Here is a 24,655-nt window from a genome sequence, read left to right as displayed (position 1 = left end):
CGAGGCAGCTGCGCCGGCAATGCCCGCCAGGGCGAGGTGGACGACGCGGGCAGGCGCGCGCCGCCTGCGTACGTACCGGCGCGCGGCATCGACGCTGGCTTCAGCCTCGCTGCGGCACGAGGTCCGCGCCCTGGTCACCGCGCCTGTCAAGCAAAAGAGGCGCTGCGTCGGGCGTCCTACCTGGGCGCACGGAGATCCTCGCCGACCCGGACTGGCAGCGCACCGATCGGCATGACGACGATGGCCACCGGCGAGCTGCGCGTCGATCCTGGTGACGGTGCGCCGATCAGCTTCGCGCCCGCATCGACGCGATCACCACGCGCGCGCTGCCGACGTCGTCCGGCTCGACGATCGCACGCTGCGCCGAGCAGGTCGTGCCCGCCGTACCGGATTCGCGGTGGCCGAGGCTCGTGTCCGCACGCGGGCGAGGACGGTTCTGCATTACCGGCGCGCGGACCCCGACGAGTCATCGCGCCTCGCCGTCCGGGCCGCGCGCAGCCGAGGCATCGACGCGACGGCCGTGCCCGTGCCGGCTGCGGTGTTCCTGCGCGCGCTCGGCGAGTTCGACGCGGTCGTCGCGCCGAGTACCACGACCAAAGGGCTGATCCCGGTCAGAGTGCCTCGGTGTCTGCGCGGCACGGCGTGAAAACATCACGATCGGACTGCCGCCCGTACGCACCAGCGTAACGACCACGGCACGCGTTCGACCTCGCGGGCGCGGGCGTCGCCGACGCCACCGGAGCACTGCTGCGCGCGCTGCGGCACGCCGCCGAGCTGGCCGCGTCCCCTCCGGGCACGACAACCAGGAACACGCGCCATGGACTTCATCCTCATGCTGACCCGCGCGGGACCGCACGGTCTCCGACTATCTGCCACCCTGGACGCGGTCGCGCGGTCTCGGCCTGCGCCACATCGGCTTCAAGGACGTCGCGGACCCGGACACTCTGCGCCAACTCACTTGCCGAATAAGGGACTTGGGCGCAACAGCTACCTCGAGGTCGTCAGCACCAGCCGCCGCCGCCCTCGAATCGGCGCGGGTCGCCGTGGATCTGGGCGATCGACTCGCTGCTGGGCGGCACCTGGATCAGGAGACGCTCGGCGTCCTCGACGGATCGACGTCACGTACCTGCCGTTCGTCGGGGAGCCGATCGGGCATCCGACGCGGCTCGGCGGCAGCCCGACCGGATCGCCGAGGGACTGCCCGGCGGGCCGGGCGGCGGAGCTGTGCAGGCGTCGACCTGCTCGCCACTGACCCGCACGCAGGCCGACCCCCTCGACCTGGTCCGGGCGGCGCGGGCCGCGACGGCGGGCGGCTCGTCGTGGCGGGCGGCATCCGGGCAGCCGCAGATCGCGGCGCTCGCCGCCGCCGGGGCGGACGCCTTCACGATCGGCTCGGCCCTCTTCGACGGCAGAGCGTCGACCCGACGGCCGCGACGCTGACCCCGGCAGCTCGCGCCCCGTCCCTGACCGCCGTGGCCGCGACAGGCGGCAGCGACTGAGCCATTGGTACAGTCGGCGCGGATCGACCGCGCCACCGAAGGAGCCGTACGCGTATGGCGTGGGACCAGCTCAGACACCCCGCATCCTGCGCCTCCTCCTGGAGCAGCCGCGGACCAGCGTGCGCGAGTACGCCCGGATCCTCGGGGTGGCCCGCGGCACCCTCAGGCCCGCCTCGACCGTCTCGAACGCGACGAGTGATCACCGGCGCGGCCCTCTAGCTCTCCCCCGCGGCGCTCGGCCGCGGTCCTCGCGTTCTACCGTGCACATCGAGGTCACCGGTCATCTGGCCGACGTCGCGGACGGGCCTCGCCGGGGTGCCGGAGATCATCGAGGCGCACTCGATCACCGGCGGCGGGATCTGCTCGCCCGCGCGGTGGCCCGCGACGCCGCCCACCTGGAGGACGCGGTGCAGCAGCTCAGCCGGCTGCCGGCGGTCCGCACCGGACCCGGGTCGCCCTGCGCGAGCGGGTGCCGCACCGGCTGCTGCCGCTGGTCGAGGCGATCGGCCGGTCCACGGCGCCGAGCCCCCGGCCGCGACCCGGTCAGGGGCGGTCAGGCGTCGTCGTCGAGGCAGCGCCCCGGCGAGGTGCCGACAGTGCGCCGGACGCGGCGAGGAACGCGCTGGGCGCTCGATCGGCGGCGCCGTGGGGTGGCGGTGCTCATCGCGCTGGCGGCGCGCCACGGGGACGGCGGGCACGCCGCGACCGGTTTTCTCCCTCGCGCTGCTCGCCGGCGCCGCCCTCGCTGTGCGGCGCCGCCTCATGGCGCTGGCCCGGGAGGACCGGCGCCGCTGATCCGCCTCCGGTGATCGTCCGGCGCCGATGTCCCTGTATGCTGGTGTGCATGAACGCCCCGATCGACTCCCATTACCGCTTCAGGCGGCACCGCGTCGTCTTCGACCTCGACGGCACCCTCGTCGACAGCGGCCCCAACTACTTCAGGCGTCCCTCGGCACGCTCGGCCGGTACGGCGTCACCAGTTCATCTGGGCCGATCACGAGACGTACGTCGGCATCTCCACCCCTGGAGACCCTCGGGATCTGGAAGGGGAGGTACGGCATCGAGGCCCCGGTCGCGAGCTGCCTCGACGAGACCTGAACACCCGCTACCTGGAGCTGGCCCGGACCGACGCACGTCTTCCCGCAGATGCGCCTGTTTCGTGTGAGCGGCTGCGCGCGGCGGGCCCTGCCGATGATCAGTCGCGTCGGGTTTCGTCGGCGGACGCGATCGAAGGCGATCCTGACCGGCACCGGCCTCCTCCTCTCCCTCACCGCGCGTGTCGGCGGACACGAGGTCGGCTACGGCAAGCGCGCCGGACGCGTGTTCCTGGAGGCGGCCACGCCGGCGGGAGGTTGGCGACCGGCGCCACTGCGTGGATCCTGGAGGACGCGGCGCCGGGCGCCGCCGCGGCGCACGGCGGGCGTGCGCGCCATCGCGCTGCCCGTACGGCGGCGGCGCAGGCGGACGGCGGCGTTCACCACGGCGGACCTGCTGTTTCAAGGGCGGTCCGGAGGAGTTCACGGCGCGGGCGCGATGCGACTGCTCGAGCGCGGTCAGCTCCGTCTTCCTGATGATCTTCCCGGTGTGAGGCGGAAGTGCGTCGAGGATCTCGACGACGCCCGGCGCCACGCACGGCGCCATCGACGCTGACCGCCCAGGCACGCAGGTCGTCATAGCCGGTGAGAGCCGAGCCGGACGGCAGCCGCACGAACGCGGCCGGCCGCTGTCCGCTGACCGGGTCTGTTCTGCGGCGGCGACGACCGCACGCGGCGGCGAGCACGTCCGGGTGCTGGGCGAAGGCAGAGACTCTCGACACTCAGTGGGGAGACGCTCATCCCTTGACGCTTGATCGTAGCGCTGTGCCGCGGCCGGGTAGTGGTGCAAGACCAGCCACTCCTCGTCAAGCGCCGATGTCGCCGGTGTGCAGCCAGCCGTCGCGCAGCACAGTTCGCGGTGGCGTCGGGCGCCCGCCAGTGGCAGGAGTGACGCGCGGAGGGCGCGGACGACGATCTCGCCGCGTTCGCCGAGGCGGCGGCGGGTGCGCCGGTGTGAAGTCGACGGCCATGAAGTCGGTGCCGTGCCGAGTCCGCAGAAGACGGTCGCTGAGCGGGTCGTGGTCGCCGTCCTGGAAGCCGAGCGTGTTGGTGTCGCTGGTGGCTGGGTCTCCGTCATGCCGTACGACGCCTCCGCGCAGCTACGCTGCGGTCGCCGACGGCCGCCTTCCACCTGGCGCGCAGGACGGGGGTGAGCTTGCGGGATGAAGGAGACGGTGAGCGGGGCGGTGAGGCTCGTCAGGTCGTGCCGGGCGAAGTCAGGGTGGTCGAGGAGTTCCAGGTAGTTCTCGACGGTGCCGGCCATGGTGCTCACGCGGTGGGTCTCGATGGCGCGCAGCACTGCCGGCGTTCCAGCGGGTGAACAGGGACGCTGGTGCCGCCGGAGACGAGCGGGGCGAGGATGCCGGGTTCTCGCCGGCGATCCAGAAGACGGGCAGGTAGCAGAGGAGACGATGCCGCGGGCCGTCTCGTCGGGTCGGGCATCCGGCCGTTGTCGATGGCGGTGGCCGTGAGACCATGTGGCGCTGGGTGTTCGCAGCCCTTGGGCGGTCCGGTGGTGCCGCCGGTGTAGCTGGAGGGCGGCGAGCGCGTCGGGGTCGTCGGCGATGTCCTCGTGGCGGGCGTAGGCGACGGCGTCGGGCCAGTCGGCGTCGGCGGGCACGGTGCGCACCGGGGTGTCGTCGCGGACGTCGTACGGACCGGCAGCAGGTCGTCGGGTGATGACCAGCTCCGGTGCGGCGTCGTTCAGTTCGTGGCGCAGTTCGGCCGCCCGGAACATCGGGTTGACCGGTACGTGCACCGCGCCGAGCCGGAGCACGGCGAGCAGCGCGACGACGAACCGGGACCCGTTGGGCGGGAACACGCCGACCCGGTCGCCGGCCCGCACCCCGTGCTCCGCCAGCCAGCCCGCCAACCGGGCCGACCGGTCGTCGAGTCGGCGGTACGAGAGGGTGTCGGCGTCGGTGACGATCGCGGGCCGGTCGGGGGTGCAGCGACGCCCACCGCGCGACGTGCGCAGGCAGCGTCAGCTCTCCCTGCGGGGTGGGCGGTTCCGTCCGGTTGGCGGCCCTGCCTCGCCTTGCTCTGGCGGGCCCTCAGGTCGGTCAGGTACGCGTCGGTCGATATGCCGGTGGACAACGTGCGGCTCCCTGCTGCTGGCTACTGCTGGGGTGGTGCTCCGATGCCGAGGAGGTGCAGGTACATGGCGGTGACGTCGCGGACGGCGGCGTCGTACGCGGCCGGGCGCTCGGCGACGAGCCGGGCGAACTCCCACGCTCATGCCGCCGACGGCCCGGGACAGGGTGAGCGGGTCGACGACCGGGCGGGCCCGCCCCTGGCCAGCGACCCGGCGGACGTAGCGGGCGGCGCGGCGGACCGGCCGCTCGCGGATCTCGTCCCACAGCGCCCGCACCTCGGCGTCGGCACGGGCCTGCTGTTCGAGCAGGACGAGGAGCGGAAGGTGGCGGGCGTACGCGGCGATGAACGCGGCGGTGGACGCCTCGGCGACGGCGGCCACGTCGTCCGTGTCCACGCCGGGCACGTCCTGCGCGGCGAGGAACGCGTCGCGCACCCGGGCCGCGAGGACCCGAACACCTCGTCCTTGGACGCGAAGTACACGTAGAAGCTCGCCCGGGAGACCTCGGCCGCCGCGGTGATGTCGGCGACGGTCGCCGGCCCGTACCCGAGCCGGCCGAACACGGACTCCGCCGCGTCGAGACAGCCGCCCGCGCGCCGGTGCGTCGGTGCGGTCCCGGGCGGTGCGGGTCGCCCACTCCTGTGTCTGCTGCGCGTGCCCCACAGCGCCAGAGCATTGACGCTGACGTCAGTGTCACGATGAGTGACGGGGTCTTTCGAGCGTCGCGCAGCTCGCGACCACGATCCGCCGGAGGGGCACTATGGGGTCTGCCGCCGTACTTCGTCGCCAACCAGCGGGGAGATCGCCGTCAGGTGCTGCGCGCCGCCGCCGAGCTCGGGCTGCGCACGGTCGCTGTGCACGAGCCGGGCGACGACGCGCACCTCCTCTCGCGGACGAGTGCGTGCCGCTGGAGCCCGGCGGCTATCTCGACGCGGCGGCGCTGGTGACCGCGGCGCGCCGGGCGGGGCTGCGGGTACCTGCACCCGGGGTACGGGTTCACTCGCGAGTCGTCCGAGCTGGCGCGGCGGTGCGCCGGGGCGGGGGTCACCTTCGTCGGTCCTCCGGCCGAGGTGCTCGACCTGTTCGGGGACAAGGCGCGGGCCCGCGCCCTGGCGGTCGGGGCGGGGGTGCCAGGTGCTGCCGGGCACGGCGGGTGACACCACGCCTCGACGAGGCGCAGGGAGTTCGCTGGCGGTCCGGTGATGGCAAAGGCGGTGGGCGGGGGCGGCGGTCGCGGGATGCGGGTCCGCGCACCGGCGAGAGCTGACTGACGCCTGGGAGCGGTGCAGGTCCGAGGCCCGGCAGGGTTTCGGGCGAGGCCGAGTTGTACGTGGAGCGGCTGTGGGAGGGCGCGCGCCGCATCGAGGTGCAGATCGTCGCGGACGGCGCGGGCGCAGTGCAGCACCTGTGGGAGCGGGACTGCAGTGCGCAGCGCCGCCACCAGAAGCTGGTCGAGATCGCCCCGGCTCGGGCTCGACGCCGCGGTCAGGGACCGGTTGCTGGACAGCGCGCTGCGGCTCGCCCGCAGCGCCCGCTACACGGGCCTGGGGACGGTCGAATTCCTGGTCAGGGGCGAGGGAGTTCGTGTTCATCGAGGCCAATCCGCGGCTCCAGGTGGAGCACGGTGACGGAGGAGGTGACGGGCGTCGACCTCGTGGCGGCGCAGCTGCGGATCGCGGCGGGCGAGGACCTGGCGGCGCTCGGGCTGGCCGGGCCGCCGCCCGCGCCGCGCGGGCACGCGGTGCAGGTGCGGGTGAACGCGGAGGTCACAGCGCCCGACGGGGCGGTGCGTCCGTCGGTGGGCCGGACCGCGCGGTTCGACGTGCCGACGGGCCCCGGCGTGCGGGTCGACACGGCCGCGCGCACCGGCACGGAGATCGGGGCGCGCTACGACCCGCTGCTCGCCAAGGTCGTCGCGCACGCCCCGCAGGGCGGTTTCGCGGCGGCGCGTACGGGCGCGGCGGGCCCTGGACGAGTTCGCCGTGGACGGCGTGGACACCGGGATCCCCCTGCCGCGCGCGCTGCTCGGCCACCCGCTTCACGGCCGGCGGCGTCGACACGGGCTTCGTGCCGCGCCGGCTGCCGGAGCTGGTGCCCGCGCTGCCCGAGCGGGCCGCGCGGGAGGCGGGCACGGTCGCCGCGCCGATGAGCGGCACCGTGGTAGCGCTCGACGCCGCGCCGGGCCGGGTCGTGCCGGCCGGGGCGACGCTGCTGGTCCTGGAAGCGATGAAGATGGAGCACGTGGTCCGCGCCGAGCGGTCCGGCGTCGTCCGGGCGGTGCGCGCCGCCGTCGGCGAACGGTCGCGGAGGGCGATGCCCTGGTGCCCTGGACGTCACGGACGACGGCCCCTGCCGAGCAGGGCGCGGCCGACGCCGTCGACCCGGACGCCGTGCGCCCCGACCTCGCCGACGTGGTCGCTCGGCACGCGTTCGGTCTGGACGAGCAGCGCCCCGAGGCCGTCGCGAAGCGGCACGCGGCGGGGCGGCGCACGGCCCGGGAGAACATCGAGGACCTGTGCGACCCGGGCACGTTCACCGAGTTCGGGGCGCTGGCCGTGGCGGCGCAGCGGCAGCGGCGGCCCTGGAGGAGCTGGTCTGCAAGACGCCCGCCGACGGCATGGTCACCGGCACCGGGCGGATCGGCGGTGCCCGCGGTCGCGATGTCGTACGACTACACGGTGCTGGCCGGCACCCAGGGCCTCAACAACCACCGCAAGACCGACCGGATGCTGCACGTGGCCGAGGAGCGCGGGCTGCCCGTGGTGCTGTTCGCGGAGGGCGGTGGGGGCCGTCCCGGCGACACGGACACCACGTCGGTCGCGGGCCTGAACGTCACGACGTTCCACCGGATGGCCCGGCTCAGCGGCAAGGTGCCGCTCGTCGGGATCGCGTCGGGCCGCTGCTTCGCGGGCAACGCGGCACTCCTCGGCAGCTGCGACGTGATCATCGCGACGCCCGAGGCGAACATCGGCATGGGCGGGCCCGCGATGATCGGGCGGCGGCTCTGGGTGCACCGGGCCGAGGGACATCGGGCCCGCTGTCGGTGCAGGTCCCGAACGGCGTCGTGGACCTGCCGGTCGCCGACGAGGCGGAGGCGGTGCGGGTCGCCCGCGCCTACCTCTCGGTACTTCCAGGGCCCGCGCGACGGTTGGGAGGCGCCCGACCAGCGGCTGCTGCGGCACGCGGTGCCAGGAGAACCGGCGGCGCGCCTACGACGTCCGCGCCGCGGTCGGCGGCTCGCCGACACCGGCTCGGTCCTCGAAACTGCGCCGCGGCTTCGGCGTCGGCATCGTCACGGCGCTCGTCCGGATCGAGGGCCGCCCGCTGGGGCTGATCGCCAACGATCCGGGCATCTGGGCGGCGCCGTGGACCGGACGCCGCCGACAAGCGCCCGCCCGGTTCCTGCGGTTGTGCGAGGCGTTCCGGCTGCCGGTGCTCTCGCTGTGCGACACCCCCGGCTTCATGGTCGGCCCGGACGCCGAACGCACCGCCACGGTGCGGAGTTCGCGGACCTCTTCGCGGCGGGCGCCCGGCTGACGGTGCCGCTGGTCTGCCTCGTGCTGCGCAAGGCGTACGGGCTCGGCGCGATGGCGATGATGGGCGGTTCGACTGCGGGCACCGCTCGCCACGGCGGCCTGGCCGAGCGGCGAGTTCGGCGGCATGGGCCTGGAGGGCGCGCGGTGCGGCTCGGCTACCGGCGCGAGCTGGCGGCGATCGCCGACCCGGCGGAGCGGAGCGGGCGTTCGAGGCGCGGGTGGCCGAACTGTACGAGCGCCGCGGCGGCAGAACGCGCGGCCGCCCTGGAGATCGACGCGGTCATCGACCCGGCGCGTCCCGGAGCTGGGTGCTGGCGGCGCTCGACGCGGGCGCTCCGGCGTGAACCGGTAGGCGGGCCGTCACCCGCCGCGCGGCGCCGCGTGCGCCGCGTCGAGCACCAGGTCGAGAGCCGGGCCGCCCGCGCCCTCCCGGAGCGCGAGTGGCGCGAACTCCGCCGTCGCCCTCGACGTCTCGAAGGACCGGGCCCCGGCCGCGCTTGGACCGTTGCCCGTTCGGGTACCGGGCCGATCATGCGAATCAGTGTGGTGGATGTCGGGTCGAACACGGTGCGGCTCGCGATCGCGGACGCGCGGACGGGGCACCTCTGCCGGTGCACACGGCAAGCGCAGACTGCGCCCTCGGAGCAGGTCGACGGGAGAGAGAAGACTGGGCCCGTGCGCCGTGGAGTCGATCGTCGAGGCGGTCCGGGCGGCCTGCGCGGAGGCCGAACGGTGGGGCAGCGACGAGCCGTTCGCGTTCGCCACGGCCATCGTCAGGGACGCGCCCAACCGGGACGAGGTGCTGCAGGCGGTGGAGGAGGGCACCGGTTGCGGCTGCAGGTGCTGCCGGGCGAGCGCGTGGAGGCCGAGCTGACGTTCCTGCCGCCGCGGCAGCTGGATGGGCTGGCGGGCGGGCCCGCTCGGTGTGCTCGACATCGGCGGCGAACGCTCGAAGTCGCTTTCGGGCGGGGAGGTTGCCGGACTTCGCGATCTCGCTGCCGCTGGGCGCGGGCCGTCTCACGCGGGAGCACCTGCGCGACGGCGGGCCGGCCTCGGACGAGACGCTCAGGACGCGTGCGCCGTCACGTGCGGCACCAGCTGAGGGACGTGGCGGCGCGGATCCGCTGGGAGGGCCGCTCACGGCGGCCGCCACCTCGCGCACGTTCACCCAGCTCGCCCGGCTGTGCGGCGCGCCGCCCGGCCGGCACGGTCCCTTCGTGCGCCGGGAGCTGACGCGCAGGACTCTCGGCTGCGCGGTCACGGAGCTGGCCGCGCCGCCCGCCGCGCGCCGCGCCGAGCCGCCGGGCATCTCGGCGCGCGCGCGGCCCAGTCGCCGGCGGTGCGCTCGTCGGCCACACGGCGATGAAGCTGATGGGCATCCGCGAACTCACCATCTCGCCGTGGGCGATCCGGGAGGGCATCCTGCTGCGCCGGATCGAGGGCGACACCGCGTGGTGGTCGGGCCATCCGCAGCCGACGGACCGCCGGCCGGCCGCGCAGCGGGCGGCACTGCGGCTCGCCGCCCCGCGCTGACGCCGGGGGCCGCAGGTCAGGCGGCGTGTCCACCTCCCGCGCGAGCTCGATGGCCCCGCCCGAGGGGTGGCGAGCCGCGCGTCGAGGGTGTCGCCCGCCGGGTAGAGGCGGACGGTGTCGACGCCGGCGTCCCGCCACACGGCTAGCGGGGCCCGCACCATGTCCTCGGTGCCGATCAGGGTCGTGGCGAGGACCATGTCGTCGGTGACCAGGGCGGCGGCCCGTCCCGGTCGCCCGCCCGCCAGCGCCGCGCGCACGGCGGCGGCGACCTCCGACCAGCCTCGCCTGCTGTAGGCCTGGCTGTAGAAGTTCGTGGTGGCGGAGCCCATGCCGCCGAGGCTGAAGGCGAGTTCCTTCTGCGGCTCGCGACGACCGTACGCAGCGTCTCCTCGTCCTCGGCGAAGTTCACCTCGGCGCCCTGGCGAGACGTCGAGGTCGGCGCGTGCGGGCCGGCGGCGGCGAGTCCGGCGTCGAGGTGGTCGAGTAGGCCTCCTTCGCCCCCTCGGGCACGAAGCTGGTGCCGAGCCAGCTGTCGGCCACCTCGCTGGTCAGCCGGAGCATCTTCGGCGACAACGTGGCCAGGCTACGGGTAGTTCGTGCCCGCGCGCATCGACAGCCGCATCGGGCGGTCGTCGCCGGGCAGCGGGAGGTGAACTCCCGCCCTCGTAGGCGATCTTCGCCGGCCGCCGCCATCCGCACGATCTCGACCGTCTCCCGCATCCGGGTCAGCGGGCGCGCGAAGGGGGACGCCGTGCAGTCCTTCGACGACCTGCGGTCTGACGGTCCGAGGCCCAGCAGGAAGCGGCCGCCGGAGATGTTGGAGAGGGTGATCGCCGCGCGGGCGATGGCGGCCGGGGGTGCGGGTGGCGAGCTGGATGATGCCGGAGCCGAGCAGCATCCGCTCGGTGCGGGCCGCCAGTAGCCCAGGGGCGAGGGTGCTTCGGAGCCCCAGGCCTCGGCGACCCCAGCAGACGTCCATGCCGAGCTTCTCGGCCTCGGTCACGAAGTCGACCGTCTCGCGCCAGTCGCCGCCGAGACGCCCTCGATCGTCGTCGACGTCCGCATCAGCGCTCCCCCGCCCCTTCGGCGATGGCCTTCAGGGCGTCGAGGGTCGCGCCGATGTTCCCGCTCGAACTCCCGCATCCGCACGAACACGATCTTCTGTTCCTTCTCCGGCATCCGGTCGATCGCGAAGGAGAGTCCGGAGCGGCCCGGGCCGAGCTGCATCCACTGGGTCAGGTCCGTCGTGCCGTCGTCGCGCGCGTCGAGGGTGAACCGCCAGACGGCGCTGGGCCGTTCGGGGTCGGCGACGGCCCAGGCGAAGACGCGTGGCGCCGTGCACTCGACGACGTACGAGGTGGTCTCCCCACTCGCCGAACGCGTCGTGCCGGCTGCGGCCGACAGCGCGCCCCGACCGTGGGGGCCGTCGTCCCCCGAGCCACTGGACCGACTGCAGTTCGTCGCTGAGCCGTGGCATCAGGGCGATGTCCGTGACCAGCTCCCACGCCCGCTCGGGCGACGCCCCGATGCCGCGCCGTACGGCGACGGTCGGGTGTCCGCGTAGCGCGCGCCTGTCCACTCCATCGTGGCCCACCTCTCTGCTGAACCGGCTGTGACCACGAGGTTTCGTAGATGGACTCACTGCGTCAAGAGGCAACAGGAAGGCACCTGGGCCGACTTCAGTTCTTCTCGAACCGCGCGCGGACGTCGGGACGGGCGGCGAGCCGGGGCGGATGGCCGGGGCCCGTCCGCGGCCGGACGGCGTCGGCGGTCAGCGGTTCGCCGCAGTCGGCGCACACCACGGCGGCGTCGCCGACGTGCCCGCACCGGTCGTGCTCGAAGACGACCGGCGCCCCTCGTCGCCGGACAGCCAGCGGTTCCCCACGCGTTCATGGCGGCGAGCACCCCGAAGAAGTCGCGGCCCTTCCGGTGAGGACGTAGTCGTGGCGGACCGGCGCCGTCCGTAGGCGCTGTCTCCATCAGCCCCTCGTCGACGAGCCGGCGCAGCCGTCGGCGAGGTCGTCCCGGGCGATGCCGAGCTCCTGCTGGAAGCCGTCGAAGCGGGTGATCCCGCAGAAACGCCCCGCGCAGCACGAGCGGGGTCCACCAGTCGCCCAGGAGGTCCATGGTGCGGGGCGATGGAGCAGGGCCAGTCGGCAAAGGAAGTACGCCTCATGCGGTCAGGATACGGACGGAGCGCCAGTGGGTCCCGGACGAGACTCGGCAGACGGCGGCGCACGACGTTCGCCATGAAGGGGCGCGAGCTGTTGTGGACGGCGGCCGGACCTGATCAGCTGGGAATCCGTGACGCACCGCCCTGGAGGCCCCCCGTTGTTCACTCCGTGGACGATGTCACCGCACGTCTGGCCGAGACCGGTTACCTGGCCTCGCCCGCGGTGGCGACCACCGTCTTCCCTCGCCGCCCGGCTCGGCAAGCCGCTCGCTCGTCGAGGGCCGGCGGGCGTCGGCAAGACGGAGCTGGCGAAGGCGGTCGCCGCGATCAGTGACGCGCGGCTGATCCGGCTGCAGTGCTACGAGGGCGTCGACGAGTCGCGCCCTGGCTGAGTGGAACCACGCCAAGCAGTTGCTGCGGATCACGGCGGGCCGCGACGACGACGTGGGACCAGACGCGCACGGACGTCTTCAGCGAGGAGTTCCTGCTGACGCGGCCCCTGCTGGCCGCGATCCGCGGCGACGACGCGAAGGTCCTGCTCATCGACGAGATGGACAAGGCCGACGTGGAGGTGGAGGGCCTGCTCGGAGGTGCTCTCCGACTTCCAGGTGACGGTCCCCGAGCTGGGCACGATCAGCGCGACCCGCCGCCCGTTCGTGGTGCTCACCTCGAACGCGAGCCGGGAGCTGTCGGCGCTGCGCCGCCGCTGTCCGTTCACATCGCTCCCGACGAGGAGTTGAGCGCCGGATCGTCGCCCTGAAGCGCGGAGCTCGACGCGGTGCTCGCCGAGTCCCCTGGTCCGGGTCGTCGGCGCGCTGCGCGCGATGGACCTGCGCAAGGTGCCGTCGGTCGCGGAGACCGTCGACTGGGCGCGCACCCCTGCTCGCGCTGGGCGCGGACCGGCTCGACGAGGAGGTCGTACGGGCCTCGCTCGGTGTCGTCCTCAAGCACCAGGAGGACGTCGACAAGGCTGCCGCGAAGCTCGATCTGGACGCCGTGTGAGCACGGCCGGTACGACCCGTCGGTCGCGGACCGGGTCGCGTCACTGGTCAGGGCCCTGCGCGCACGGGGTGCGGATCGGCACGGGCAGAGCGTGGACGCCGCGCAGGCCGTGGCGGCGCTCGGCCTCGACAACCGGGAGCACCTGCGCGAGGGCCTGGCCTCCCGCGCTCCCTGCACGACCAGGGGCAGCGCGCCGTCTTCGACCCGGTCTTCGAGCTGTACTTCCCGCGGAGCGTGGGCGCGCCGGAGGGGCCGTCCGGCCCCCGGACCGGGACGGTCTTCGCGAGCGGCTGGCCGAGGGCGCTGGCCGCGAACGACCGGGCGGCGCGCTGGCCCGGCTGGCCGCCGAGGCCGTCGACGCCTTCGGCGGCTACGACGCGAACGGCTGGTCGTCGCAGCAGACCCTGGACCGGCTGCGCCCGCAGAGCGCTGCTGGCCGGGATCATGGCCGGCATCGGTCCGGCGGCGGGCAGTCGGGGGCGTTCACCGACCGCATCGAGGCCGATGAGATCCGGCGCCGCATCGAGGAGTTCCGCGAGCAGGTGCGCGAACGAGGCGCGGCGGCAGGGTCGCGGAGCGGCGCGGCATCGGACGAGATCGCCCGCCGGATGCCGGTGCAGACGCCCGACCGCAATCCCTGTTCCTGTACGCGGGCAAGGAGCAGCTGGCCGAACTGCGGCGCACGGTCCACCCGTTGGCCCGCAAACTCGCCACGCGTCTCGCGGCACGCCGGCGCCGCGCCTCCCGCGGCCACATCGACCTGCAGCCGCACGCTGCGCGGCTCGCTGTCCACGGGCGGGGTGCCGATGCGTCCGGTGCTGCGCCGACGCCGCCCGGCCCGGCCCGAACTCGTGCTGCTCTGCGACGTGTCCGGTTCGGTGGCGGGCTTCGCCAACTCTCACGATGCTGCGGTGCAGGCGCCGCACCACCAGTTCAGCAGGATCCGCGTCTTCGCGTTCGTCCAACCGGATCGACGAGGTCACCGGCCTCATCGCGCAGGGCACCGCCGACCCCGAGGGGCCCTCGGCGCGCGGATCGCCGCCTGAGGCGACGCGCTGACCGGATGGCACGGCAGCAGTGACTACGGCACGGCGCTCGGTGAGTTCGTCGAGCGTTACGAGGCGGCGGTCGGCCCGCACCTCGGTGTTCGTCCTCGACACCCAACAACCAGCAGGACCCGAACCTCCCGGCGCTGCGCCGCATCGCGCACCGCCGCGTCCACTGGCTCAGCGGAGCCCCGCTCGCAGTGGGACACGGGTGACTCGGCGGCCGGGGTGCTCCCGGCAGCCGTGGTGGACATGTACGAGTGCCGCAACGCGCGGCAACTGAGCTCTGGTGGGGCGGTTGCTGCCAGTGTAGGTCCCACGGCGGCTAAGGCCCGGACCAGGGGCAGCGGCGCAGGTCGGGCCACCGGGCGAAATGTTCGGCGGACGGCGCCGGCGAGTGCCCAGGCCCCTGGAGGTCGCCGGTCGCGCCGGTCGTCCGGCTGACGACTTCGCCGAGCCGTGGGCGAGGCGCTGGCAGGCCGTGGCCGTGCCCCACGTCCAGTCCCGGTCCCGGCCCTGGCAGGTGGTCGGTGGTCCCGCACAGGGCGCGCTCGACGAGGACGCGTCACCGCGCAGCAACCAGCCCACGCACGCGTCGCCGAGGTCCTGCGGCGCCTCGGTGCCCGTGGCGATCGCGCGCCAGGTCGCGCAGTGAGGCGGCCTCCGCCGCGTCGAGCAAGGGCTTCGGCGGGGCGGTGGAGCACCAGCAGGTGGGGGAGCCGATGCGCAGATAGGCGAGGATTCCACGAGGCCACCGTTGCCGGTGAGGCCTGTTCGAAAGTCGATGAACCGGACGCCACCTGGCCAGTGTACGGAGTCGTTACCGAGGCACGGCGGTTATGGCCGTTGCGGCGGCGTTGGCGACGGTGGGGTCGGCCTCGCGATTGTTCGGTTCGGCCGTTGCGGCCGGATGGGGCCGACGCCGAGTTAGCGGCGGACCGGAGGGCGTCGACGTCGCTGTCGGCCGGCCCGGTCAGGCAGGCGGTTTCCGGCCACGGCGTCCGCGTCGGTTGCCGGACGTGCACGCGTGCAGGCGGGCCAGGGCCGTGGCGTGGTCGGTCAAGTCCTCGCGGGGCGTGCCCTCCTCCGACGTTTCAGGACGGATCGGTCCGCCGAGTCGGCGCCGGCAGGGCGGGCACCACGGCGGGCCCGGACCCGCGGGCCAACCGCGGGGCGGCTTCCTCGCGGGCATTACGCCGTTCGTCGGCCTCCGGCCCTTCGACCAGTTGCTTGACGACCACGGGCGTACCGGACACCTCGGCCCGCCACGCCGTGACCGTGGACTGCTGGCCATGCGCCGCGCCCGCCGCGGCTCACGCCGACACCGGCCCGCAACTGCTCCGAAAGTTGGTCCCCGCTTCATGGGGCCATGGTCCTCAGATGCCGCCGGGGCGCCTGCCGTGCGCTAGAACAGCCCCTTCACGTTGTCGCCGAACGTCCATCCCTTCGACCCGTCCCAGTTGATCGACCAGGGTCATCAGGCCCTTCAGCGCGCCCCCGAAGGTGTTCCCAGGCCTGAGCTACCTGACCGGTGGTCATGTAGCCGCCGCCCGCGCCCGGTTGGGCGGGCAGCCCGGGCACCTGCTTGCCGTAGGGGACCTTGATGGTGGTGCCCTGGACGACCAGGCCCTTTGTTCAGGCAGTCCGTCTGGGCGGTGAAGCCCTCGACGGTGCCGGCGGGTAGGAGTCGCCGGAGCAGCCGTACATGCTGCCGTTGTAGTACTGCATGTTGAGCCACCACAGGCGGCCGTTGTCGGCGTACTGCTTGATGACGGGAGGTAGGCGCCCCAGATGGAGCCGTACGTGATGCTGCCGCCGGTGACGTAGGCCGTCTCGGGCGCCATCGTCAGGCCGAACCCGGCGGGCATCTGCGCGAGGATGCCGTCGATGATGCGGATCAGGTTGGCCTGCGACGCGGGAGAGCTGGGTGATGGAGCCGCTGCCCGTGAGGCCGGTCTCGATGTCGATGTCGATGCCGTCGAAGTTGTACTTCTTCAGGATCGGCACGATCGTCTCGACGAAGTGGTCGGCGACGGCCGTGGAGTTGAGGTCGATGCCGGGTCGCGGCGCCGCCGATGGACATCAGGATCGTCGCGCCCGCGGCTACTCGGCCTGGCACATCTCCGCGGGCGTGGCCACCTTCACGTTCGCGTCCATGCCGTCCTCCCACAGCGCGGTGCCGTCGGGAGCGGATGACGGGGAAGGCGGCGTTGATGACGTTGTAGCCGTGCTGCGGGAGTTCGGTGTTGGTGATCGGGGTCCAGCCGAAGGCGGGTGGACCCCGTTGGCGGCACCGTCCCAGTTCTCCCAGTAGCCCTGGAGGACCTTTCGGACGGTCTCGGCTTCGTGGCTGCAGGTGTCGGCGGCCGGGGCGGTGGGAGCCGCGACCAGGGCAGGCTTGAGTGGCGAGGGCGGCATGCCGCAGGAGGGCGGCGCCGAGGAGAGCGGGGCGTACGACGGCGACCGCGCATAGGGCCTCCCGCATGAGTGCCGGACGAGTGGGGGTGTCGTGGAGCATGAAATCGCACGCTAGAGAGGGTCCAGACCTTTCGTCAATGGGTCTGCACCAATGGGGAGTCGGCGGGAACGACCTCGAGGAGCCATTCTGGTTTCCTGGGCGCAACGCGGGTGAAAACAGCGCCTTCCTACCGTCGCCCTCACACCGGTCATGGCTGCAACGGCCGGTGCGCGGCCGCTCCGTTCTCGGATCCGCCGGCGCTAACCAGCCGTCTTCCGCCTAGCTTTCAGGGAGTGAACGATGGCTGTCGCCGCGCATGCCGTCGCACCCGCACCGGCGCATCCCGTCGACGTCCGGCCGCCGGTGCATCGCCCGGTGCCGCTGAGTCTGCAGCATCTGCTCGTCGCCTACGCGGATGGCGACGATGCACGCTCTCTCGTGGGCACCGCGCCGCACCTTCCCGAGGACCGGATACGGCCGCTCATCAGCGCCAATCTGCTGGTCAGCGGGCTTGCCACGCCGTTGCAGTCGCTGGGCGTCAGAAGTGGTTCGAGGCCCGGCACGCCCACGTCGTGATGGGGTCCACCTCACCGCGATCACACCCGCCGTGCACGATCGGTGCGGAGCACGGGCTCGCCACGCCGTGTCTGGGGCCACGATCGTGCCGGGCCCGTGACCGTGGCCGTGGCGCCGTGGTTCGAGGCGGTGGCTCCTGCATCTGTTTCCGCCGCTGGTGACGGGACCGTCATCGCCGTCATCAGGTTCTCGCTCGTGCCGTCCGCGGCGGGAAAACAAATCGTCACGGGCGAAGCGGTGGTGGGCGCGGGCTCGCCCTGTGCCGCCGTGACCGTGCTGCTGGTGGTGGTCGTGGAGCGGCTCGGCGCCGCCCGCGGTCGGCCGGTTCTCGGTAGCTTGTCGCCATGGTGGCGGCGGGGACGGTGCTCGCCGATGCCCCGGCCCGTTCGACAGGTTTCGCGGCGGACGCGCCCCCGTGTCGCCGCGCGCCCGCACCCGACCGCCTTCGGGGCGCCCCGTCTTCGTGGTCCCGGCGATCGCCGCGATGCTTCGTCGATGCAGCTCGTGAACATGTGGTCGGAGATCCGTCGGCGACACCCTCGCGGTCGGGACAGATCGTGGAGCGGGGCGACGACGCCCCCACCGTCGTACGGGCGCTGCGCGCGGACGGTGCGGCCACCGTGGTGTCCGGGCGCTCTCGCCTCGTTCCCGATCGTGACCTTCGGACAGTCCGTCCGGGCTGGTCAGCGTGACCCGGGTCAGGAGCCGTCATGTCGTCGCCCTGTCAGGGGCGTTGATGGTCCTGCTGGCCTTCGTCCCCGTGCTCGGCGCGGCCGTCGCCGCCGTGCCGGGGCCGGTGCTTTCGGCGGGGTGTCGCCTCGTCATGTTCGGCACGGTCGGCGCGTGTGGGCCCAGCGCATCCCTGGCCCGCGCCGACCTCACCGACGCGCGGAACCTGCTGACCGTCGCGCTCGCCTTCCGGGCTCGGCGCCTGATCCCCCGGTCGGCGCGCCGGAGTTCTACGCGCCGCTCCCGCCGCCGCCCGCACCGTCCGACAGCGGCATCGCCGTCACCAGGGATCGTCGCCTTCGCCCTGAACCTGCTGTTCACCACCACGCCCCGCCTCCGGAAGGAACCGGTCCGATTGACGCCCGGCACGATCACCGACGTCACCGTGTACGGCGAGGGCGCGTGGCGTGCCGGACTGGACGTCCATCTCGCTCGGCGGCCGCGTCCACGGTGCTCGTACCGAAGGGTGAACGCACGGGCGGCAGGTGTTGGACGGTGCGGGCAGCGCCTCACACCCGGTCTCGTGAACACGCACACCCATCTCATCCAGGCGGGTCTGCGCGGCATCGGCGAAGGAGCTGCCGCCGCTGGCGAGGCTCAGCGCCGTCGGCGAGGAGGCGGTCGCGCTCACCCCCGAGCGGGCCTACGCGGACCACCGCGGCCGCCGCCGCAGCCGAGGCGTTGCGCAGCGGCTACGACGACGCTCGTCGTGAGCGCATGTGGCCGCGCACCTGTCGCCGGAGGTGCACGACGCCGTGCTGCGGGCGCCGCGCGACGGCGGTGTGCGGGCCGTGCTCTGCCGAGGTGTCGCCGACCGGGCCGACCGCAGCCGCAAGTGCTTTCGACCCGCGTCTGATGCAGCCGCTGAAGGAAGCGCTGGCGCACACGGACGAGCTGATCGCCGCCACGCGCGGCAGCCGGGTGGAGGTCGGCGTCGCCGTCCCCAACCCCCGGTGCCTCACGCCGGACGGGATGGCGGCCGTGCGCGCGTAATACGCCGAAACGAGCGCTCGGCTGTCTCCCTGCACCTGGCCGGAGACCACGACCGACGACGTGATGTGCCGGGAGCACGCGGGCGTGGGCGCCGTGGCCTATCTGGAGCAGGCCGGATTCCTGTGGGAGCGGCTGCTGGCGGTGCACTGTGTGGAGCTGGACGCGGCGGGACGGGCGACGCTCGCCGGGCACGGCGTCGGGGTCTCGTACAACCCGCTGAGCAACATGCGCCTCCGGCAGCGGGATCGCCCCGGTGCCGGACATGCTGGACGCCGGGCTGCGGGTCCGGACTCGTCGACGGCGCCGCCAGCCAACGCACACCCAGGACGTGCTGGAGGCGCTGCGCATCGGCGCGCTACCTGCAGCGGGCGGCACGCCGCGAGGCCGATCTGTTCGGCTTCCCCGAGATGTTCGCGATGGCGGCGAACGGCGCGAACCGGAGCCCTCGGTCTGGAGGAGCGGCCGGACGGCGTACGGGCCGGAATGCAGGCAGGATCTGGTGCCGCACCGCTTCGACCGGGACTACGCGTGCCTCCCCGTACGTGATCCCGGCGCGACGCTGCTGACCGTCGGGAGCGGCCGTACCGTGGCCGCGGTGCTGGTCGGCGGCGAGGTCCTGTGTCGGGACGGCGAGCACGTCCGGCTGCCGTCCCGGGCACCTGGCGGCCGGCCTCGGCTTTACGGCCGCGTAACACCATGAGCTCCCGGCGGAAACACCCTGGCGGGCAGGCTGAACATCGCGTGCGCGCGCCAGATGCGGGTCCCGCGCCAGCCCACGGCGCCGGGCCCGGCAAGGGTCCGCCGTGACCGTGCCCGCGGACCTCTGAGCGTCCGCGGTACGATCTGCAGGGCGGTGGCTGCGTCCCGTCCACCACGATCGCTTCGAGGAGCGACAGCCGCGATGACCGACACCGACATCACGTACGGGCTTGCCGAGCTCGACGAGGAGACCCACATGGGCGGGGCCGGGACGAACCTCCGCCGGGAGATCCGCCGGATCGACCTCACCGACTTCGAGGCCCGCAGGACCGGAGATCACCGAGAGCTAGTGGGCCGCCGCCACCGACATCGGCTTCTTCCAGCTCGTCAACCACGGCATCGAACCCCCCGGTCGTGGACGGGGCGTTCACCGACGCGGGCGGTTCTTCGCGCTGCCCGAGGGAGATCAAGGCGCGGCACGGACTGAAGAGGGCCTCCAACTCCGGGTGGGAGTCGATATTGGGTCCGTCCGTCGACCGGCACGCCCGACCAGAAGCGAGTCGTACCAGCTGACCCGCCCGCACATGGACGGACTGTGGCCCGACGACGCGCTCCCGGTTTCCGGGAACGCACGCTCGCGTTCGGAGGCGCGCTGCCGGGAGCTGGCCATGCGCGTGCTCGGCTGCTTCGCCGACCGGCTGGGGCTGCCGACGGGTTCTTCGCGCGGGCCCACGACCCGGCGAGCGACCAGTACCAGTCGACGCTGCGGATGCTGCACTACTTCGCCGTGCCCGAGGACGCCGAGATCCCCCGCGGACGTGTGGCGGGCCGGGGGCGCACACGACTTCGACTGTCTGACGCCGCTGTTCCAGCAGGACGGGCAGGGCGGCCTGCAGGTGTGCCCCGGCAAGGAGGCCGAGGCGCAGGAGTGGACGCCGGTCGAACCCGCCGACGGCGTCATCACGTGCAACATCGTGGGACATGCTCATGCGGTGGAGCGACGACCGGCTGCCGATCGAACTTCCACCGGGTCAGCTGTCCCCGGGTCCGGGACGACGACGGTCGGCCCGCCACAGCATCGCCTCTCTTCGCGCAGGCACGACCGTGACGTGGTGATCCGAGGGCCCGCGGGCCGCCGTCCGCCGATCACCGCCGCCGACTACGCCAGCAGCGGATCGCCGCCAACTTCGCGCGCTAGAGGGTGGTCGTGACGTGACGACGCCCCAGAAGAACGACGCCGGGTCTCGGCCGGCTCGCGGTGCTCGGCCTCCAGCACGTGCGCTGGTGATGTACACCGGGTGCGTGACGGGTGCCGCTGGTGTTCGGCGCGGGCGGCCGGGCTCGACGCCGCGACGGTCGCCGTGCTCATCAACGCCGATCTGCTCGTCGCGGGCGTCAGTCACGATGATCCAGGGCGCGGGGATCGGCCGGATCTCGAAGTGCGGATGCCGGTGATGGCGGGCGCGGCGTTCACCGCGGTGACGCCGATGATCCTGATCGCCGGCGAGTACGGGATCCAGGCGGTGTACGGATCGATGCTCGCGGCCGCGCGTGTTCGGGCTGCTCGTCGCCTATCCGTTCGCGCGGGCGGTGCGAGTTCTTCCCGCCGCTGGTGAGCGGCGTGGTCATCACGGTGGTCGGGCTCGCGCTGATCGGGGTGGGGGTGAACCTGGTCGTCGGGAACGATCCGAAGGCCGCCGACCACGCGGCGCCCTCACGGCTCGCGCTCGCCGCGTTCGTGGTGATCGTGATCCTGCTCGTGGCCCGCTTCGGCCGCGGCTTCCTCGCACAGACCGGCGTGCTGCTGGGCCTGCTGGCGGGGACGGCGGTCGCCGTGCCGCTCGGGCTCGTCGACTTCTCGGCGGCGCGGACGGCGGTCTGTCGGGGTCAGCGCGCCGTTCCGCTTCGGCGCCCTGCAGTTCCCGGCGGTCGCCGTGCCGTCGATGTGCGTGGTGATGCTGGTCCTGTTCGCCGAGTCGACCGCGGACCTGGATCGCGGTCGCGGAGCTCCACCGGGAAAGCGGCTGGACGACGGCCGAGACATGGCGCGGCGGCCTCGCCGCCGACGGGGCTCTCCGGGGTCCCTCGGCGGTGTGATGAACGCCTCTGGACACGGCAGGTGTTCGCGCGGAACGTCGGCCTGGTGACCATGACGAGGGTGCGCAGCCGGCACGTCGCCACGGTCGCGGGCGCGCTGCTCGTCGTGCTCGCTCGTCCCGAAAGCTGGGCGCGCGCTCGTGGCGGGCGCTGCCGCAGCCGGTGGTCGGCGCGGCGGGGTCTCGTGATGTTCGCGACGGTCGCGCCCGCCGGCATCACGACGCTGCGCGAGGGTCGACTTCGACGGCACCCACAACCCGCTGATCGTGCGGTGCTCCGATCGGCATCGGCATGGTACCCGAGGTGGCACCGGACCTGTACGCGCGGGTTCCCTCTGCGTGGGGATCGTGCTCGGCCCGCCGGTGACGAAGTGCGACGCTGCTGGCGTTCAGGAACCAACCTGGCGTTCAACGGCGGCGGTCCGGGCGGGCGCGGCGGCACGGCGCGGGGCGCCTGCGGTGCCGGAGCCCGCGCGCGAGCCGGTCGGCTGAAAGGTCAGGTACGGCCGCCGCGGTGGTACGAACTCCGGTACGGCCGCGCCCGGTCGGCTCGCTCGATGGGGCCACGCCGGAGCGGTCCTCCGGGGCGCCGTGCGGGCGCTCGGGCGCGCAGGGCGGCCAGCCCCGCGAGCATCGTCGGCGCGGTGGGCGGCGGCGGTCAATCCCAGCGCGGCAGGCGCGGGATCATCGCCGTCGTAGACGCCGGGCCGCGCTCCCGCAGGTGCGCGCCGACGTGCGACGCGAGGGCGTCCACGTGGTCCGTGCGTCGTACGCCCACAGCACATGGCTCGCGCAGCCGACCCGCAGCCACAGCGCGGGCGGCCGAAGCGGTAAGTCGCGTGCCGCCGAGCGTGACGCCGCGTGAGGGCGGAGCCCCGCCGCTCGGCCTCCCCAGTCGCCGTCGCGCCGCAGCCCCGCGCAGACCAGCCGCCGCAGCCCGTCACAACGCCATGGCGTACCGCAGTTCGGGCAGGCCCGGCCGCTGCGCCGCGGTCGCCCGCACGCCGCAGCGCGGACACACCACGAGGATCGCGCCGGCGAACCGGGCCAGCGGCGCTCCGTGATCCGTGTGCCGGACCGATCGCGCGACCCCTCCCGCTCTACTGCGCCGTCCACTCGGACTCGTACGCAACGACGGGTCGAGCCGGGTCGGGCTATCGATTCATCCCGGCGGCGTAGACCGTGCGCGGTGGTGCTCGGCCACCGGCCTCGCTGGATCCGCTCCCCGGCAGCACCGCCGGGATCCTCTGGCGGGTAAGGGCGTCGCCATCTCCCGCCGCGACCCGGCCCGCGGCCCGCTCCAGCGGCACCTCCTCGACGGGGCCGGCTAGGCGTCGCGGGGCGAGCACACCCGTTCCAGGCGCAGCTCGGAGGGTTTCGGCTTTACGGCTGACCGCAGCCGTCGCGCAGACGTCGCGGTGCGCGGCGACGTCCCGCAGAGCCGTCGCGAGCTTGCGGCGAGCGGCCGGGAGTCGGCGACCAGGTGTGAGCTGGGCGGCGATCCGGCGGTGGTCGGCGATCGTGCACGTCGAGGGAGCGGCGGGCGCGCAGCCGGTCGGCGACCCGCAGCCGGTCGTACCCAGGCCCGACACGTCGAGTCAGCAGGGGCAGCGGCCCAGGTCGATCGGCGAGTCCGGGTCCGGTGAGCCGGCGCGGCCGTGCCGCGTGCCAGCCCGGGGACACCACTCGATCGCCTCCCGTGCCTCGCGGGCCAACTCCAGCGCCGCACCCAGGAGTTTCACGCCCGTGCAGCCGCATCTGCGCCGCCAGCCGTCGTCCCGCGTGAATGATGACGGACGGGCTGGTGGTGCCAGGTCGGCGCAGGTGAGGTGGGTCGATGAGGTCGCCGCGCAGATGGAACACCGAGCCCTACTCCAGGCACTGCCCATCTTGTGGATGCTGGTGACGCGGACGTCGGCGCCGCGTCCATCGCCCACGTCGGCAGGTCGGGGTGGAACGGCAGATCGGCGCACGCCTCGTCGACGATCAACGAGAAGCCCTGCCGCGTGCGTGGCCGAACGTCGGCGATCGCGAACGTCAGGTGGCACGTCCCGTACGAAGGGTCGAGCTGGTGACCAAGGGCGCCGCAGGCGTCGGGGTGCCGAAGACCTCCTCGTACGCCGCAGGACGGCGGATGCGCAGGCCCCGCTCGGCGCGTCCCACTGCCGGGTCGATCCAGACGGGGTCGATGCCGCTGATCAGGCCGCTGACCACGGACTTGTGGGCGTCCCTGCCGATGAGCAGCCGGTCGCCCGGTCCGGCGACCCGCGAGCATGTGCGCGGCACTCCACGGACGGGGAGCTGCCGCACGTGGTGAAGAAGGTGTGGTCGGCGTGGACCGCGTCGGCCATCAGTTCCTCGGCGCGGGCGAGGACGTGGCCGCTGCGTGCGCCGAGTCGTCGAGGCCGCCGGACGCGAGCACGTCGGAAGTGGAGGAACGGCGTCGCCGAGCACCCGCGTCGCGCCTGCTGGTCGGCGCCCCGCGCCTGTTTGTGCCCGGGTGGCGTGAAGGCGAGACGGCCGTGCGAACGGTAGGCGTCGAGGGCTTCGCGCGCGGGGGCTGCGGTGTGTGGTCCATGGGGTCCGAGAGTACCGGTGTGCCGGTGCTGTTCATGCACGGTTCACTGCGCGCCGGGGGCGGCGCAGGTTCCTCCCCGTACGGCAGCGCCACGCCGGCACCGATGACACCCGCGAGAGCCGCGGGACCAGTTATCCCGTCTCGATGCCGATGGCCCGCGCGAGCCGGGCGCCGCTTTCCGGTCGGCGAGGTGTGCATGGCCGCTGGGTCACCGGAATCCGTCCGCGTGCGCAACCCTGATCCGGATCGTTCGCCGGGACCGGACATGAGGGCGGCGTACTTCGCGTACTCCGCGCCGGGTGAAGCGCCCGGACGACCAGCCAGGTCGCGCAGGCGACGCAGAGGGAGGTCAGGGCACGACGCACTCTGGGTGCGTGACGTGACGGAGGGTGTGACGGCGGTCCGCCCGGACACGCCCCTGACGCAGACCGCGCAGAGTGATGCGGGACGAAGGACATCGGCAGTGTGCTGATCGTCGACGGCGACGGCTGTGGTCTGCTCGCACCATTCAGGTTTATCGCCTGCGGGTCGTCGCGGGAGGGCGCGGA

The 24,655-nt window shown here is 73.6% G+C and carries 19 protein-coding genes and 9 pseudogenes; 18 read left to right on the top strand and 10 right to left on the bottom strand.

Annotation, left to right across the window (positions count from 1 at the left end; all coding sequences use genetic code 11):
* Nucleotides 1-1,224: 1,224 nt before the first annotated feature.
* Nucleotides 1,225-1,440: a hypothetical protein gene (locus RBJ77_RS21570; RefSeq protein ID WP_372346532.1), complete on the top strand. Its 216-nt coding sequence runs from the start codon at nucleotides 1,225-1,227 to the stop codon at nucleotides 1,438-1,440.
* 118 nt (nucleotides 1,441-1,558) lie between these two features.
* A pseudogene (locus RBJ77_RS21565) lies at nucleotides 1,559-2,022 on the top strand (Lrp/AsnC family transcriptional regulator); the annotation flags it as partial.
* A gap of 458 nt (nucleotides 2,023-2,480) precedes the next feature.
* Here RBJ77_RS21565 and RBJ77_RS21560 read toward each other — a convergent pair.
* Nucleotides 2,481-4,523 (bottom strand): AMP-binding protein, encoded by a 2,043-nt coding sequence (locus RBJ77_RS21560; protein WP_372346547.1) that lies wholly within the window; start codon nucleotides 4,521-4,523, stop codon nucleotides 2,481-2,483.
* 231 nt (nucleotides 4,524-4,754) lie between these two features.
* On the opposite strand from RBJ77_RS21560, the gene RBJ77_RS21555 reads away from it, so the two are divergent.
* On the top strand, nucleotides 4,755-5,174 hold the full coding sequence (locus tag RBJ77_RS21555; RefSeq protein WP_372346551.1) for a hypothetical protein: 420 nt from the start codon (nucleotides 4,755-4,757) through the stop codon (nucleotides 5,172-5,174).
* 26 nt (nucleotides 5,175-5,200) lie between these two features.
* Here the strand turns inward: RBJ77_RS21555 and RBJ77_RS21550 are convergent.
* Nucleotides 5,201-5,251: pseudogene (locus RBJ77_RS21550) on the bottom strand (hypothetical protein); the annotation flags it as partial.
* 414 nt (nucleotides 5,252-5,665) lie between these two features.
* Here RBJ77_RS21550 and RBJ77_RS21545 point away from each other — a divergent pair.
* The 3 genes and pseudogenes from RBJ77_RS21545 to RBJ77_RS21535 all read left to right on the top strand — a co-directional run.
* On the top strand, nucleotides 5,666-5,845 hold the full coding sequence (locus RBJ77_RS21545) for a biotin carboxylase N-terminal domain-containing protein (protein WP_372346546.1): 180 nt from the start codon (nucleotides 5,666-5,668) through the stop codon (nucleotides 5,843-5,845).
* A gap of 173 nt (nucleotides 5,846-6,018) precedes the next feature.
* The gene (locus tag RBJ77_RS21540; protein ID WP_372346531.1) at nucleotides 6,019-6,837 is read left to right on the top strand and encodes a hypothetical protein; all 819 of its coding nucleotides are present in this window, start codon (nucleotides 6,019-6,021) and stop codon (nucleotides 6,835-6,837) included.
* Nucleotides 6,834-6,926 (top strand): annotated as a pseudogene (locus tag RBJ77_RS21535) (hypothetical protein); the annotation flags it as partial. The gene RBJ77_RS21540 and the pseudogene RBJ77_RS21535, both read left to right, overlap by 4 nt.
* A gap of 95 nt (nucleotides 6,927-7,021) precedes the next feature.
* Here the strand turns inward: RBJ77_RS21535 and RBJ77_RS21530 are convergent.
* The gene (locus tag RBJ77_RS21530; protein WP_372346550.1) at nucleotides 7,022-7,162 is read right to left on the bottom strand and encodes a hypothetical protein; all 141 of its coding nucleotides are present in this window, start codon (nucleotides 7,160-7,162) and stop codon (nucleotides 7,022-7,024) included.
* Between RBJ77_RS21530 and RBJ77_RS21525 the strand changes: the two are divergent.
* The 3 genes and pseudogenes from RBJ77_RS21525 to RBJ77_RS21515 all read left to right on the top strand — a co-directional run.
* Nucleotides 7,100-7,621 (top strand): annotated as a pseudogene (locus RBJ77_RS21525) (carboxyl transferase domain-containing protein); the annotation flags it as partial. The gene RBJ77_RS21530 and the pseudogene RBJ77_RS21525 sit on opposite strands and share 63 nt — an antisense overlap.
* Before the next feature lie 94 nt (nucleotides 7,622-7,715).
* A complete protein-coding gene (locus RBJ77_RS21520) occupies nucleotides 7,716-8,225 on the top strand; it encodes a carboxyl transferase domain-containing protein (RefSeq protein ID WP_372346545.1) in 510 nt (169 codons plus the stop codon).
* A 530-nt stretch (nucleotides 8,226-8,755) separates the two neighbouring features.
* A pseudogene (locus tag RBJ77_RS21515) lies at nucleotides 8,756-9,757 on the top strand (Ppx/GppA family phosphatase).
* Between the two features lie 405 nt (nucleotides 9,758-10,162).
* Here the strand turns inward: RBJ77_RS21515 and RBJ77_RS21510 are convergent.
* The 4 genes and pseudogenes from RBJ77_RS21510 to RBJ77_RS21495 all read right to left on the bottom strand — a co-directional run bounded on the left by RBJ77_RS21510 (nucleotide 10,163) and on the right by RBJ77_RS21495 (nucleotide 11,559).
* Nucleotides 10,163-10,573, bottom strand: a complete 411-nt coding sequence (locus RBJ77_RS21510) for an LLM class flavin-dependent oxidoreductase (protein WP_372346544.1) — start codon at nucleotides 10,571-10,573, stop codon at nucleotides 10,163-10,165.
* 115 nt (nucleotides 10,574-10,688) lie between these two features.
* Nucleotides 10,689-10,736, bottom strand: a pseudogene (locus tag RBJ77_RS21505) (hypothetical protein); the annotation flags it as partial.
* A gap of 20 nt (nucleotides 10,737-10,756) precedes the next feature.
* Nucleotides 10,757-10,984 carry a hypothetical protein gene (locus tag RBJ77_RS21500; protein ID WP_372346530.1) on the bottom strand — a complete coding sequence of 76 codons (228 nt, stop codon included), beginning with the start codon at nucleotides 10,982-10,984 and terminating at the stop codon, nucleotides 10,757-10,759.
* A gap of 452 nt (nucleotides 10,985-11,436) precedes the next feature.
* On the bottom strand, nucleotides 11,437-11,559 hold the full coding sequence (locus tag RBJ77_RS21495) for a hypothetical protein (protein ID WP_372343494.1): 123 nt from the start codon (nucleotides 11,557-11,559) through the stop codon (nucleotides 11,437-11,439).
* A 498-nt stretch (nucleotides 11,560-12,057) separates the two neighbouring features.
* Here RBJ77_RS21495 and RBJ77_RS21490 point away from each other — a divergent pair.
* The 3 genes and pseudogenes from RBJ77_RS21490 (at nucleotide 12,058) to RBJ77_RS21480 (ending at nucleotide 14,633) form a co-directional block, all read left to right on the top strand.
* Nucleotides 12,058-12,932: pseudogene (locus tag RBJ77_RS21490) on the top strand (AAA family ATPase).
* Nucleotides 12,933-13,000: 68 nt separating this feature from the next.
* Nucleotides 13,001-13,978, top strand: a complete 978-nt coding sequence (locus RBJ77_RS21485) for a VWA domain-containing protein (protein WP_372346529.1) — start codon at nucleotides 13,001-13,003, stop codon at nucleotides 13,976-13,978.
* A gap of 397 nt (nucleotides 13,979-14,375) precedes the next feature.
* Complete coding sequence (locus tag RBJ77_RS21480) at nucleotides 14,376-14,633, top strand: hypothetical protein (protein WP_372346528.1); 258 nt, start codon at nucleotides 14,376-14,378, stop codon at nucleotides 14,631-14,633.
* 750 nt (nucleotides 14,634-15,383) lie between these two features.
* Here RBJ77_RS21480 and RBJ77_RS21475 read toward each other — a convergent pair.
* A pseudogene (locus tag RBJ77_RS21475) lies at nucleotides 15,384-16,396 on the bottom strand (chitinase).
* A 340-nt stretch (nucleotides 16,397-16,736) separates the two neighbouring features.
* On the opposite strand from RBJ77_RS21475, the gene RBJ77_RS21470 reads away from it, so the two are divergent.
* Together RBJ77_RS21470 and RBJ77_RS21465 are read left to right on the top strand one after the other, a co-directional pair.
* Nucleotides 16,737-17,012, top strand: coding sequence for a hypothetical protein (locus tag RBJ77_RS21470; protein ID WP_372346527.1), 276 nt, complete (start codon nucleotides 16,737-16,739; stop codon nucleotides 17,010-17,012).
* Nucleotides 17,013-17,700: 688 nt separating this feature from the next.
* Nucleotides 17,701-17,868: pseudogene (locus RBJ77_RS21465) on the top strand (solute carrier family 23 protein); the annotation flags it as partial.
* Nucleotides 17,869-18,021: 153 nt separating this feature from the next.
* On the opposite strand, the gene RBJ77_RS21460 reads toward RBJ77_RS21465, so the two are convergent.
* Nucleotides 18,022-18,372 (bottom strand): hypothetical protein, encoded by a 351-nt coding sequence (locus RBJ77_RS21460; RefSeq protein ID WP_372346549.1) that lies wholly within the window; start codon nucleotides 18,370-18,372, stop codon nucleotides 18,022-18,024.
* Between the two features lie 224 nt (nucleotides 18,373-18,596).
* Here RBJ77_RS21460 and RBJ77_RS21455 point away from each other — a divergent pair, with 224 nt between their 5' ends.
* From RBJ77_RS21455 to RBJ77_RS21440, 4 genes are all read left to right on the top strand, one after another.
* Nucleotides 18,597-18,734 carry a hypothetical protein gene (locus RBJ77_RS21455; protein WP_372346526.1) on the top strand — a complete coding sequence of 46 codons (138 nt, stop codon included), beginning with the start codon at nucleotides 18,597-18,599 and terminating at the stop codon, nucleotides 18,732-18,734.
* A gap of 901 nt (nucleotides 18,735-19,635) precedes the next feature.
* On the top strand, nucleotides 19,636-19,920 hold the full coding sequence (locus tag RBJ77_RS21450; RefSeq protein WP_372346525.1) for a hypothetical protein: 285 nt from the start codon (nucleotides 19,636-19,638) through the stop codon (nucleotides 19,918-19,920).
* Nucleotides 19,921-20,794: 874 nt separating this feature from the next.
* Entirely contained in the window at nucleotides 20,795-21,049 is a 255-nt protein-coding gene (locus RBJ77_RS21445) for a hypothetical protein (protein WP_372346524.1), read from the top strand.
* Nucleotides 21,046-22,593: a solute carrier family 23 protein gene (locus tag RBJ77_RS21440; protein WP_372346523.1), complete on the top strand. Its 1,548-nt coding sequence runs from the start codon at nucleotides 21,046-21,048 to the stop codon at nucleotides 22,591-22,593. Before RBJ77_RS21445 ends, RBJ77_RS21440 begins: the two co-directional genes overlap by 4 nt.
* A 973-nt stretch (nucleotides 22,594-23,566) precedes the next feature.
* Here the strand turns inward: RBJ77_RS21440 and RBJ77_RS21435 are convergent.
* Nucleotides 23,567-23,839 carry a hypothetical protein gene (locus tag RBJ77_RS21435; RefSeq protein WP_372346522.1) on the bottom strand — a complete coding sequence of 91 codons (273 nt, stop codon included), beginning with the start codon at nucleotides 23,837-23,839 and terminating at the stop codon, nucleotides 23,567-23,569.
* Between the last annotated feature and the right edge of the window lie 816 nt (nucleotides 23,840-24,655).

It is taken from the genome of Streptomyces sp. KL116D, assembly GCF_030766975.1.
GTDB lineage: Bacteria > Actinomycetota > Actinomycetes > Streptomycetales > Streptomycetaceae > Streptomyces > Streptomyces longispororuber_A.
Note: the sequence above shows the minus strand (reverse complement) of the source record. Positions and strands in the feature narration are given on the sequence as shown.

Excerpts from the sequence above, each read along its gene's own strand:
- RBJ77_RS21470 (WP_372346527.1), top strand. The coding sequence starts at position 16,737 with ATGGCTGTCGCCGCGCATGCCGTCGCACCCGCACCGGCGCATCCCGTC.
- RBJ77_RS21450 (WP_372346525.1), top strand. The coding sequence starts at position 19,636 with ATGACCGACACCGACATCACGTACGGGCTTGCCGAGCTCGACGAGGAG.
- RBJ77_RS21455 (WP_372346526.1), top strand. The coding sequence starts at position 18,597 with ATGCAGCCGCTGAAGGAAGCGCTGGCGCACACGGACGAGCTGATCGCC.
- RBJ77_RS21500 (WP_372346530.1), bottom strand. The coding sequence starts at position 10,984 with ATGCAGCTCGGCCCGGGCCGCTCCGGACTCTCCTTCGCGATCGACCGG.
- RBJ77_RS21555 (WP_372346551.1), top strand. The coding sequence starts at position 4,755 with ATGGCGGTGACGTCGCGGACGGCGGCGTCGTACGCGGCCGGGCGCTCG.